The following is a 12133-nucleotide window of genomic DNA, read 5'->3' as shown; positions in this document are numbered from 1 at the left end:
CCGTCCACGCTAGGGCGCGCCCGGATCCGGTCAGGGGCGCTCCGACAGCGGAATCGATTAGGCCGTCACGGGCCGATTCCCGTGCGGGGGCCACGTCACGGATCTTCGTGGTGCCCACCACGATGTGCGGCACCGCCAGGGGGCGAAGGCTCGTGCCGACGGAGGCGACCAGCGCCTCGGCAGGCACACCGGGAGACGGATCATGCCCAGCATCACCAACCCCAACCTGACCCTGAGCGAGTCCGAGGGCCAGGTCACGCTGCGCGTCGAGTACGACGCGACGTTCACGGCCATCGACCGGCACCTGGCGGCCCTCGGGCTCAACTTCCACGCGCACACGACCGCGCACGGCTCCGACGGCGGGATCAAGGGGTCGACGCTCACCGAGTTCCCCCGGCACCGGTTCGAGGTCACCGAGGGTGACACGGACCAGGTCTTCCGGAACGTCGTCGAGCGTCACACCGTCGCCCGCTCGGTCCTCGGCGAGGACCCCGTCGGCGACGCCGACGAGATCATGGTCAACGTCCGCGTGCACAGCCCGCTGCCGCCGATCTTCACGGACGACGAGCTGTCCGACATCGAGGTCCTGACCTCGGCGGGGTGACCGCCCGGTTCCCGTCCGCCTCCGCCCATCCGCACGCCCGACACCAGACGCGAACGAGGTCGACCATGTGCTGGCACAGAGAGGACAACGCACCACCGAGCTTCACCTGGACGCTCGCCGTGACCAACGTCAACGGGGCGACCGTGCGGCACCACGTCCCGGCGGGTGCGATCGGGCTGGTCGTGCTCTTCGACGGCGGAGGCGGCGGGAGCGTCTGGTTCCGGCTGATGGAGAACCGGCTGCAGGTCGAGGCGCTCGTCGACGCGGGCTACGCGGTCGCGGCGCTGGACAGCGCCGGCCCGAGCGGCGACTACGACATGACGGCCGACCCCGTGACGAACCAGGACCTCGTCAACGTGGACGCGCTGATCTCCCTCCTCGGGTTCGCCGGGTCGGACGTCTACTACCTCGGCTTCTCCTCGGGGGGCGCGTTCGCGAGCCTCGCGACCCTGTTCACGCCCGCCCGGGCGCTCGCGCTGTTCAACGTCCGGGGCGTCGCGAGCACGTTCTCGAGCACGGTCGTCCTGCCGCCCCCGACGCTGTGGGTCGTGGGCCGGAACGACCAGCGCATCCCGCCCACGGACGCAGGGCTGGTCGCGAACTGGGCCGCCGTCGCGGCGAGCGGGGTCGACTGGGAGCTCTACGTCAACGAGCCGGCCGGACTGCTGCCCGAGGCCTTCGAGCGCATCAGCGACCCGACCTCGAGCGTGAGCCCCGCCGACTCGGCCGACGCGGTCGCGGACCTCCGGGCGGGCGCACAGCTCGACGCGTGCTCGGTCCCGGTCGGGCCTGCGAGCGCGATCAGCTGGGCCGTCGTGTCGCCCGGGCCGTCCTTCACGGCGGACTTCCAGGCCGAGGCGCAGCGCCAGGTCGACGAGCTGTACGGGTCGCACGTCCTCACGAGCGACTTCCGGCAGCAGGTCGTCGCGTTCTTCCTGGCCCACACCTGACGTCAGCGCGCGGCCGCACCGGCCCGTCCCGGCCGCGCGAGGTGCGGCCCACCGAGGGCGCCGGGGAGCTCGGCGCGGCTGCGGACGCCGAGCTTCTGGAAGGCGTGCGTCAGGTGCGTCTCCACCGTGCGCCGGGTGACGTAGAGCTGGCCGGCGATGTCACGGTTGGTGACCCCCTGGCTCGCGAGGGTCACGACGCGGTGCTCCGCCGGGGTGAGCGAGCCGGGTCCGGTCGTCGCCGGTCGTCGTGGACGCGCGCCGCTGGCGTGCAGCTCGTCGCGGGCACGCCCGGCCAGCAGCGTCATCCCGTGCTGGTCGGCGAGGTCGAGAGCCCCGCGCAGCGGGAACCGCGCGTCGCCCCGTCGGTTCGACCGGCGGAGCGCTGCCCCGAGGTCGACGAGGCAGCGGACGTGCTCGAGCCGCGCGGGGGAGGACGCGGCGAGGTCCGTCGCCTGCGCGAGCAGCGGCACGCGTGCCGGGCCGTCGATCGTCTGGGCGAGGGTCCGCCTGCCGGTGGCGCGGGCCGCGGGCGTGCCGAGCACGTCGGCCAGCCGGAGCTGCTCGCGGGCGACCGCCTCGGCCCGCCGCCGGTCACCGAGCGCGACGAGGGCCTCGACCTGCGTCACCCGCCACGACGCGAGGACCGGGTGCTGCACCGTCAGCTCCTCGCAGCGGGTGCGGGCCTCCTCCGTGTCGGCGTAGGCCTCCTCGAAGCGCCCCTGCGCGAGCCGCAGGCGCGCGCGGCTCTGCAGCAGCAACGGCGAGCCCATGGCCCCGAGCGGCGGCGCCCCGCAGTGGCCCGTCTCCAGCAGCACGGTCTCGGCTTCGTCGAGGCGGTCCGCCTCGGTGAGGACGTCGACGAGCGTGTGCAGCGCCCACGTGAACGCCGCGGGCGGGGTGTTGCCCTGGATGACCCCGAACAGCAGGCGGGCGTCGGGCTCGGCGTCGCGGATCCGGCCGGCGCGCACCAGTGCCATCGACCGTCGGAGACAGCCTTGGGTGAGGGCGAGCAGCCACCCCCGCGGACGCGCCACGTCGATCAGCGCCGTCGACCAGGCGACGGAGGCGTCGAGCTCGTCGATGCCGATGAGGACGACGGCCGCGGCGGTCGGGAGCAGGGAGTCCATCTCGGTGCGGAGCACGTCACGGACCAGCGCGGGCGCGAGCAGCCGGCTCACCGTCGTCGCCGGGAGCCCGGCCCAGGTGGCGCCCATCGCCGCGTTCACGGCGGCCAGACCCGGCAGCAACGGGTCCGACGGCGCGGCGCGCAGCCGTCGGACGGCCTCGGCGTGGGTGCCGGCCTGCATCGCGGCGTCCATGACCAGCTCCTGCTCCAGGCGCTCACGCTCCTCGGCGGCGCCCGGGACGGCGCGGTCCGGTGCGGCGCCCGCGCCCGCGAGCCCTCTCCGCGCCAGGTCCACGGCCTCCTCGAACATCCCCGCGATCCCCAGCGCGCGAGCTCCCCGCAGCGCCGCCGCGACCCGCGCGTCCGACGAGTCGGCGAGCGCGACCGCCGTGCGCAGCAGGGCCGGCGCGTCGGGCTGCCACCGCGCCGCCTGCGCGAGGCCGAGCTCGAGGTGCACCGCGGCGGAGGTCTCCCGGTCCGCCGGGGGCTCGACGAGCGCGCGACGCAGGTACGCCGCCGCGCTCTCCGGTGCGCCGCGCGCGCCCGCACCCGCAGCCGCGGCCCGCAGCGTGCGCACCACCGCGGCGTCGGCCGCGGGGTCGGTGCGGAGCAGGTGCAGCGCCACCCGCTCGGGCTCGGCCGCCTCACCGGCCAGCAGGTCGGCGGCCTGCCGGTGCAGCCGTGCGCGCTCCCCGTGCCCCAGGTGCGCGGCGAGCGACGACGCGATCAGCGGGTGCGCCAGCGTGAGCTCGTGCTCGCCGCGCACGAGCCCGGCGGCGCGCATCGCGTCGGCGAGCGCGGCAGCCTCTGCGGGCGAGCACCCCGCGAGCACGGCGGCGTGCCGCACGGGGGCGTCCCGACCCAGCACCGTCAGCGCTCCGGCCAGCCGCTCGGCGCCGGCGGGCAGGCGCCCGAGCTGCCGGACGACGCTCCGCGCCGCCTGGTCGGCCCCGACCAGGTCGAGCCGTTCGGCCGACGCGCGCGTCGGGGCGATGCCCTCGGCCTGCACCTGGGCGACCAGCACGCCCAGCAGGAACGGGTTGCCCGCGCACGCGGCGTGGCAGGCCTCGACGAACGCCGGCTCCGCGTCCGGCAGCGAGCCCACGACGATGTCCTCCACGGCGGCGAGGCTCAGGGGACGCAGCCGCACGGTCGGGTCGGGCGCCGCGGCCAGGAGCTCGGCCAGGAGGTCGGCCGACGGGGCCGGCTCGCCGGAGCGGACCGCGCACAGCACCCCGACCGGGAGGTCGACGAGCCGACGCGACAGCGTGGCGAGCCAGCGCAGGGAGGACGCGTCCGCCCAGTGGGCGTCGTCGACCACGAGGAGCACCGGCTGGCGCTCGGCGAGGTTGCTGGCGAGCCAGACCAGCCCGTGCACCGCCGCGTGCATCGCGTCGGCGCCGGGCGCGGGCTCGGGTGCGGCCAGCGCGAGCGCAGGACCGGCCAGTGCCGCCGCGCCGGTCGTCAGGTCCGCCCAGTCGTCGCGCCTGCGGACCGGCTCGAAGATCTGACGGGCGATGCCCCAGACGGCGTCGCACTCGAGCGGTCCGCCGCGCGCCGAGCACGTCACGAAGCCGTCCGCGGAAGCGGCGCGGGTGACGGCCGCCAGCAGGCTGGACTTGCCGATCCCGGCCGGACCCTCGACGACGACCACCCGGCCCGCACCGGCCCGGATCGAGGTGAGGTGCCGGGTCAGCGTGGCCAGCTCGCGGTCGCGGTCGAGCAGCCCGGTGCTCACGAAGTCACCGTACTCCGGGGTCGGACGCGGCCGACGAGGCCGGTCGGCGGGGGCGGTCGAGCGGCCTGGACGACGTCGACCGGCAGACGGCTACGGCGCGACGGGTGTGGTGTCCTCGGCGTCGACCGTCGGTCCGACGTCGTCGGGGCGCCGCACGAGCCGGGTCGCGACGACGGCGAGCACCGCGCCGACCAGCGCGCCGATCGAGTTCGACAGCCAGTCGTTCGTGTCGCACGACCGCCCGAGGACGGGCAGGAGCGCCTGGGCCGTCTCGATCGTCGCCGACGCGAGGACGCCTCCCGCGAGGGCGAGCCACGGACGACGGCTCGCGATCCCCGCGAGCAGCACCGGCGGGACGAACAGCAGGACGTTGGCCAGGAGCTCGACCCGGCCGAACGTCGGGAGCACCCAGCCGACCGCGCAGCGCTCGAACACCTCGCGCTGCGTCGGGACGAGCGTGAGCAGCGCGACGGGGACGAGCGAGACGCCGCAGAGGATCCACGACAGGCGCGGCGGGCGGCCGAGGAGCCACCAGCCGAGCAGCGGGCCGGCGACCACGAGGACGGCGAGCACCGTCGGGCCGAACCACGGGTGGGCGACGAGCAGGGTGGAGATCACGAGGGCAAGGGCTCCGGGGGCGGACGACAGGGCTGGGGAGGGGTTTCCGGCGGGCCGGGCGACGGGCTACGACGCGAGGCGCGCGCCGCCGCCGGGCGACGTGCGGTCGAGCGCGTCCGCGGGGTCCTTGACCGCGTCCCACACGGCGTCGAGCGAGAGGCCCAGGACCTCGGCGATCGCGGCGATCGTCGGGAACGCAGGGGTGGCGACGCGGCCGGACTCGATCTTGCGCAGCGTCTCGGGGGAGATGCCGGCGTCGAGCGCGACGGTGAGGATCGACCTGTCGGCCCGCGCACGGCGCAGCAGCGCGCCGAGGCGCTGTCCTCGGGCGACCTCGTCGGGCGTCAGCGGCAGGCGGACCATGCGACCGATACTAATACCGGGATAGTGTTGCCGGGATAGTTATCCGTACCGCGGAAGGCATGGCCCGATGATCGAGATCCTGTCGCCCACCGAGGTGCGGCGCGCCCGCGACACCGGCGCGCTCGTCGCCGAGATCCTCCAGACGCTCCGCGGACGCGCGACCGTCGGCACCAACCTCCTCGACATCGACCGCTGGGCGCAGCGCATGATCGCCGACGCGGGCGCCGAGTCCTGCTACGTCGACTACGCGCCGTCGTTCGGGCGCGGCCCGTTCGGCCACTACATCTGCACGTCCGTCAACGACGCCGTCCTGCACGGCCTCCCGCACGACTACGCGCTCGCGGACGGCGACCTCCTGACGCTGGACCTGGCCGTGTCGCTCGGGGGAGTGGTCGCCGACTCGGCGCTCAGCTTCGTCGTCGGCTCCGCCGTGCGCGCCGAGGACGTCGCGCTCATCGACGCGACCGAGCGCGCCCTGGCCACTGCGATCGCCGCCGTCGGGCCCGGCGTGCGGCTCGGCGACGTCTCGCACGCGATCGGCACCGTCCTCACCGGCGCCGGCTACCCCGTCAACACCGAGTTCGGCGGGCACGGCGTCGGGACGACCATGCACCAGGACCCGCACGTCCCGAACACCGGCCGGCCCGGCCGCGGGTACACGCTGCGCCCCGGCCTGCTCCTCGCGCTCGAGCCGTGGGTCATGGCCGACACCGACGAGCTCGTCACCGACCCCGACGGCTGGACGCTGCGCAGCGCGTCGGGGTGCCGCACCGCGCACTCCGAGCACACCGTCGCGATCACCGACGACGGCGCGGAGGTCCTCACGCGGCCCCGCTAGCCCGACCGCGTCGCTCGTGGCCGCCGGGACCCTCACGGCCCGGTCTCGTTCGACCCTGCGCGCCGACGTGCCGATCGCGACGCAGCGACGGACCCGGAGACGCCGAGAGGCGCACGACCCCGAGCGGGGCCGCACGCCTCTCGTGCCCTGAGCAGGGTCAGGACATCCGACGCCGGGCCAGCGTGGCCACGCCGATACCCGCGGCGAACAGCGCGATTGCGGCGACCAGGCGGCCGAGGTTCGTCGCCCCCGCGCCGTCGACCCCGGCGATCTCGATCGAGTACGCCGTCGCGCCGACCGCCCCGTCCGGGGCGCCGTACGCCATGCCCTCGGCCTGGGCGCGCTCCGCACCCGCGGCGAGCACCGCGTACTTCACCCCGAAGTCCTCCGCCGTGGCCTGGCCGCTCGCGACGACCTGCGACGTGCCCTCGTCGGACAGCTGCTGCGTCCCGTCGACGAGCTTCGGCGCGCCCTCGGAGGCGGAGCCGAGTCCGTCTGACAGCGCGCGTGACCCCTCGGCGGCGCGCGCGATACCAGCGGAGAGCTCGTCGGCACCGTCGTCGAGGCGGCTCGCCCCCGCGCCGAGCTGCGCGAGACCCGAGGCGAGAGTCCCCCCGCCGGCGCTGAGCTGGTCCATGCCCGCCTGGAGCGAGTGGACGCCGCCCCGCAGGGTGTTGTCGGCTCGGGTGTCGTCGGCGTCGCCGACGCCTGCCCGGACCTTCGTGATGACGCCCGAGATCAGCTGGCTGACACCGGCGTCGACCGCGGCAAGACCGTGGACGACGTCCGGCCGGCTCGTGTCGCAGGTGCCGGGGATCGACGTGCTGTCGAGCCCGCACTCGATCATGGCGAGCGTGCCCGCGGCTGTCGCGAGCCCGCTGGCGAGCGCCGAGGCCCCACCGGCGATGGTCGCGGGGTTCGTCGTGTCGGTGAGGACGGGGACGCCCGCGGAGAGCTGGGCGACGACGTAGTCGTACTGCGGGAGCAACGCTGGGTTCATGCCGGCTCGCAGTCCTCCGAGCCCTGTCACCGCGTCCTGCAGCTGCCCGCCGAGGGCGACGGCACCCGAGGAGAGCTTCGTCGCGCTCGTGGCGGCGCCCGCGACTCCCGTACGGACCTGGTGGACCGCGCCGGTGAGTGTCGCCGCCGCCGTCCGGAGCTTGGTGATCCCTGCCTGGAGCTCCTTCACCTTCGGGTCCTGGTCCAGCGCGCCGATCTCGCCGTACATCTTGACGAGTCCGGCGTCCACGAGCGCGAGCCCTGAGTCGACCTGCGCGAGGCCGTCGAGGAGCTGTGGAGCCTTGGCGCGAGCCTGCGCGAGCCCTTGGTCGAGCTGCTCGGCACCCGCAGCGAGCCGCGCGGCGCCCGGGGCGGCCGAGTCGTTGAGGCCGGCCGACAGGTCGGCGGCGCCGTCGCGGAGCTGGAGGAGGCCTGCGAGGAGCTGCGCGGCGCCGTCGTGGAGCTGGAGGACGGAGTCGTCGATCTGCGTCGCGCCCGCGGTGAGGTCGACTCCCTTCTGAGCGCCCGAGCGGTAGCTCTCCGCGCCGCCCTTGAACGACGGGTAGTCGAGCGGGGAGACGGGCATCGACGTGAGGGTCGCCGGCGGGACGACGGCGCCGCGGACCTGCGCGGTGTAGCCGAACTCGGCGGTCGCGGAGCCGATGGGCGGGAAGAGCGTCATCTGGAACTGCAGGCGCGTGCCGCCACGGCCGTCGCCGGCGAGGCCCGCCTCGTCGGACCGCACGTCCGTGAACGTCGACGGCAGGACGGTGACGAGCTGGCCGATCATCGGCACGACGGTCTCGGCGGAGGCGGTGGCCTCGGTGCCGGTGCCGTCGTCGTAGGTGACGTCCTGCGTCTTCCCGGTCGTGTTGGTGACGGTGTAGTGGACGCCGAGGGTGCCGGAGCGGCCGACGACGGCGCCGGGCTGCACGGGCTCGCCGTCGAGCGTGTACTCGACCTCGACCGTGAGGGGCAGGTCGCGGTCGTAGGTGCTGACGGTGCGCGCGCGGCGCTCGCCGTCGACGTCGACCGTCGCGACGAGACGCCCGTCGACGACGCGATAGCCGCCGAAGCCGTCGAGGTTCCGCAGGCCCTTGGTCGACACGGGGTTCTCGACGGTCGCGCTGCCGTGGCCGGTGAACGCGAGCTGGTCGTAGACGCGGGCCTCCTGGAGCGCGCCGGTCGCGGACAGACGGGCCTGCACGGTCTCGGTGTTGGTGACGGTCACGTCGCCGGAGCCCGAGCCCGAGCCGGAGCCGGAGCCCGAGCCCGCGGCGAGCGCGGGGGACCCGGCCGTGCCGACGAGGAGCGGGATGAGCACGACGGCGGCGGCCGCCGCGGTGGTGGTGGAGCGGCGCACGTCAGGCCTCCGGCTGCGGGTCGAACGGACGGGTGGCGGGCGCGCCGCGGCGGGCGGGGTCGGGGCTGGCGTACGGGCGGGCCGGCGCGTGGGTGCCGGCGGCCTCGTAGCCTCCGACGGGCTCGGCCGCGGTGGTGACGGCGGGCGCCGGGGAGGACCCGTCGGCGGGCGCGTCGGCGCGCTCCTGCGCGCGGTCCTGCTCGACGACGACACCCAGGAGCGACGTCGCGACGAACCCGGCACCGGCCGCGAGGAGGATCGACGTCGCGGTGGCGGCGGACGACGCGACGAACGCCGAGGGGTCCGCGGCGTAGGTGGCCTCGTACGCGCCGGCCATGGCGGCGGTGCCGAGCAGCGCCGCCCACAGGGGGAGGCGCCCGCGCGTCGCCCCGGCGACGGCCAGGCAGATCGCGAGGACGACGAGCACGGCGACGGCCCGTCCGGCGGCGGAGTCGGGCAGCGCGGCGGCGCGCAGCGCGTAACCGAGCCACGCGGCGAGGAACCCGACGGCGAACGCGCCGGCGCGCGCGCCTGGGGACCGGTCGGGCACGAGCCCGAGCGCCCCGCCGAGCGCGGCGCCGAGCAGGGTGACGCCCTGGAGGTCGGGGCCGGAGAACAGGACGATCGCGGCCGCGAGGACCGCGAGGGCGAGGCCCGCCAGGATGTGACGCCTCATGCTTGACCACCTCGTCGTGGTGACCGCCGCCGGGGTGCGCCCGGGGCGGTGGTGCGGGGACACGGTGGCCCGACGGGCCCGCTACCTGCACCGTCACCGTTGACGGTGGTCGTCGAGCGGGCCCTCGGGCGCAACCGAGCGACTGTCTAGCAGTCGGGCCAGCACCTGAGCCACGCGGTACTAGGTAAATCGGCGCGGTACCAGGTACATCGTTATGTCGCCGTGATCTTCGGTGCGTGAAGCACAGCGGCCGGGACCACGGACGGACGACTCGGGCGGTCCGCGGAGAGCGGCGTCGTCGGAGCGGGCAGCCGGCGCCCTACGCTGGGCCGCGTGACCCCCGCGTGCGGCCTCCGGCGTCGTTCATGACCGTCGTCCGCCGGTGGGTCCTCACCACCGCATGGCGGCTGGGGGCCTTCCTCGTCCAGACCCGGTGGATCGTCCTGAGCGTCGTGCTCGCGGCGGCCGGTGTCATCGGCCTCTACCGAGCGACGCCCGCGTGGCTCAACTGGTCGCTCGCGCTCGTCTCGCTCGTCCTGCTGGTGCTGGAGGTGCGCGCGCACGCCGCACGGCTGGCCTCGGTGCAGTTCGTCGACCGGGTCGACGACTTCCAGGACGTCGCCGCCTCCCTCCGTGGCTCTGACCGGTTCCGGGTGGTCGACACGGGGGCGGGACACGTGGTGCTCGACTCCGTCGCGGCGGCCGCGATCGCCCGCGGCACCGTGGTGGCCAGGCTCAGCCCCACGGGCTACGTCCTGCCGCGTGAGCTCCGCGGCTACGGGGCCGCGTTCTGTCGGCGCCGCGTCTCGCGCGGTGCGACGTACAACGGCCATCTCCTGGGGCTCGGGACCGACGTCGGCACCGGGCCCACCCTGCCCACGACCACGTGGAACCTCGTCCCCGCGCGGTACTGGGACCACCTGGGGAGCGACATCTTCGCGACCAAGGACGTCCTGGTGTCCGGCCGGCTCGAGAGCGGATTCGGGCGCTCGCTGTTCGTCGACCGACGAGGGCGCCTGCGCGACCACGGCGAGAGCTGGCTGCTGAACGCGATCGGGACGTCGGTGCTCGCGCTCACGACCGACGGTCGGCTGGTCGTCGTCTCGCAGTCCGCCCACAACGAGTCGAGCGGCGGGTTGCTCGCACCGAGCGGCTCGGGGTCCCTCGAACCCGCCGACGCCGGTGCGGCCGGGGCGTCCGACCTCGCGACGATCGCCGCGCACGGTGCGCTTCGCGAGCTGGAGGAGGAGACCGGGCTCCGTCGCGACGACGTGGTCGACTGGCGGCATCTCGGCTACGGCCGTTGGCTCGAGAAGGCTGGGAAGCCGGAGCTGTTCACCGTCGCGGCGCTGCGGGTGGACTCCCACGAGCTGCACCGGCGACGGATCCCCTCCGCCGACCGGCCGTACACGCTCGGTGCCGAGGCGGTGCGTCTCCGTGCCCGTGACGAGTGGGACGCCGACCCGAGGTCGACGGTCGACCCCGCCGTCCGCCACCGGCTGAGCGCCCCTCTCGTCGCCGGGCTCAGCCTGCTGGTGACGGCCGCCGGCGACGCCGCGAACCCCGCTCACCGACTCGTGGTGGGGCGACTTCCCGTGGCCTAGGACGACGGCGTGCCGGTGCGCTGGAGGATCCCCGACGGCGTGCCGGTCGGCCCCGCAGCGGCGCCGCCGGTCAGTCGCGCAGCAGCGGGAGCAGCTGGTCGCCCTGGCGGCGGATCTCGCGGAGGTACGGGGTGTCGGAGAGGACGAAGTGCGTGACGCCCAGGTCCTGGTAGCGGCGCAAGGACTTCGCGACGTCCTCGGCGGACCCGACGAGCCACGTCGTCCCTGCGCCGCCGCCACCGAACCGCCCGGGAGCCGTGTAGAGGTGGTCGTCGAGCACGTCGCCCCGAGCGGCGAGGTCCAGCAGGCGCTGCTGGCCGACGGCGGTGCCGCGGTGCCGGTCGACGGGTGCGGTGCCGCGCGTGCGGGCGAGCTCGGCGACCTTCGCCTCGGCGTCCGCCCAGGCCTCCTCCGTGGTGTCGCGGACGAACGTCGTGACGCGCAGCCCGAACTGCAGCGGCGGGTGCGCGCGACCGAGCCGCTGCTCGAGGGTCCGGAGGCGGTCGATGCGCTCCTCGACCCCCGCGAGCGGCTCGCCCCAGAACAGCTGGACGTCGGCCTCGGTGGCGGCGACCCGCTCGGCGGCCTCGGACGCACCGCCGAAGTACAAGGTGGGGTGCCGCCGGTCGCCGCGCGGCTCGATGCGGGGCTGGACCGTCGACCCGGTGACCTGGAAGTGCTCGCCGCGGAAGTCGACGTGCTCCTGCGTCCAGAGCCGTCGGACGAGCTGGAGGAACTCGCGCGTACGGGCGTACCGGTCGGCCTGGTCGCCGTCCGCGTCGCCGTACGCGGCGAGGTCGTCCTTGCCGGAGACGACGTTGACGCGCACGCGGCCGCCCGTGAGGTGGTCGAGGGTCGCGGCGGCCGACGCGAGCTGTGCGGGGCGCCAGTAGCCGGGGCGGATGGCGATCAGCGGCTCGAACGTGGTGGTGCGGGCGGCGAGCGCGGCGGCGACCGTGAAGGTGTCGGGCCGTCCCCAGCCGGTGCCGAGCAGTGCGCCCCTCCAGCCGTGCTGCTCGAGCGCGACGGCCTGCTCGGTGAGCGTGTCCAGGCTGTTGTGGCGTGCGGACACGGGCTCGCCGCGGTGACCCGGTGCGACCTGGTTGGGGATGTACCAGAGGAACTCGGCGCTCATCGGTGACCTCCTGTCGGGAGCGCGCACTGTCCCCCGCGTCTGATGGCGTGTCCAGGGGTCCGTCGGGACGTCCCGCGTGGTGAGAAGCGTGCGGAGGTGCTCGCCCGGGCTCGCATCGC

At 75.3% G+C, this 12133-nt stretch carries 10 protein-coding genes; 4 read left to right on the top strand and 6 right to left on the bottom strand.

Features of this window, described 5'->3' with window-relative positions:
- Positions 1 to 202: 202 nt before the first annotated feature.
- Positions 203 to 604, top strand: a complete 402-nt coding sequence (locus GXP71_RS16310) for a hypothetical protein (RefSeq protein WP_162353503.1) — start codon at positions 203 to 205, stop codon at positions 602 to 604.
- Positions 605 to 669: 65 nt separating this feature from the next.
- Complete coding sequence (locus GXP71_RS16305) at positions 670 to 1554, top strand: alpha/beta hydrolase (protein WP_162353502.1); 885 nt, start codon at positions 670 to 672, stop codon at positions 1552 to 1554.
- Positions 1555 to 1556: 2 nt separating this feature from the next.
- Here the strand turns inward: GXP71_RS16305 and GXP71_RS16300 are convergent, their stop codons facing one another.
- The 3 genes from GXP71_RS16300 to GXP71_RS16290 all read right to left on the bottom strand — a co-directional run bounded on the left by GXP71_RS16300 (position 1557) and on the right by GXP71_RS16290 (position 5399).
- Positions 1557 to 4418, bottom strand: a complete 2862-nt coding sequence (locus GXP71_RS16300) for a helix-turn-helix transcriptional regulator (RefSeq protein WP_162353501.1) — start codon at positions 4416 to 4418, stop codon at positions 1557 to 1559.
- Positions 4419 to 4508: 90 nt separating this feature from the next.
- Positions 4509 to 5036 (bottom strand): VanZ family protein, encoded by a 528-nt coding sequence (locus tag GXP71_RS16295; protein ID WP_162353500.1) that lies wholly within the window; start codon positions 5034 to 5036, stop codon positions 4509 to 4511.
- A gap of 66 nt (positions 5037 to 5102) precedes the next feature.
- Complete coding sequence (locus tag GXP71_RS16290) at positions 5103 to 5399, bottom strand: helix-turn-helix domain-containing protein (RefSeq protein WP_162353499.1); 297 nt, start codon at positions 5397 to 5399, stop codon at positions 5103 to 5105.
- A 67-nt stretch (positions 5400 to 5466) separates the two neighbouring features.
- Between GXP71_RS16290 and map the strand changes: the two genes are divergently transcribed.
- On the top strand, positions 5467 to 6237 hold the full coding sequence (map, locus tag GXP71_RS16285) for a type I methionyl aminopeptidase (protein WP_162353498.1): 771 nt from the start codon (positions 5467 to 5469) through the stop codon (positions 6235 to 6237).
- Between the two features lie 157 nt (positions 6238 to 6394).
- Here the strand turns inward: map and GXP71_RS16280 are convergent, their stop codons facing one another.
- The gene (locus GXP71_RS16280) at positions 6395 to 8599 is read right to left on the bottom strand and encodes a hypothetical protein (RefSeq protein ID WP_162353497.1); all 2205 of its coding nucleotides are present in this window, start codon (positions 8597 to 8599) and stop codon (positions 6395 to 6397) included.
- Between the two features lies 1 nt (position 8600).
- Positions 8601 to 9275 (bottom strand): hypothetical protein, encoded by a 675-nt coding sequence (locus GXP71_RS16275; protein ID WP_162353496.1) that lies wholly within the window; start codon positions 9273 to 9275, stop codon positions 8601 to 8603.
- A 365-nt stretch (positions 9276 to 9640) separates the two neighbouring features.
- Between GXP71_RS16275 and GXP71_RS16270 the strand changes: the two genes are divergently transcribed.
- Positions 9641 to 10879, top strand: a complete 1239-nt coding sequence (locus GXP71_RS16270; protein WP_162353495.1) for a hypothetical protein — start codon at positions 9641 to 9643, stop codon at positions 10877 to 10879.
- 70 nt (positions 10880 to 10949) lie between these two features.
- On the opposite strand, the gene GXP71_RS16265 is transcribed toward GXP71_RS16270, so the two are convergent.
- A complete protein-coding gene (locus GXP71_RS16265; protein WP_162353494.1) occupies positions 10950 to 12014 on the bottom strand; it encodes an LLM class flavin-dependent oxidoreductase in 1065 nt (354 codons plus the stop codon).
- Positions 12015 to 12133: the final 119 nt, after the last annotated feature.

The organism is Cellulomonas sp. H30R-01 (assembly GCF_010119915.1).
Lineage (GTDB): Bacteria > Actinomycetota > Actinomycetes > Actinomycetales > Cellulomonadaceae > Cellulomonas > Cellulomonas algicola.
This window is presented reverse-complemented; position numbering and strand designations above follow the sequence as displayed.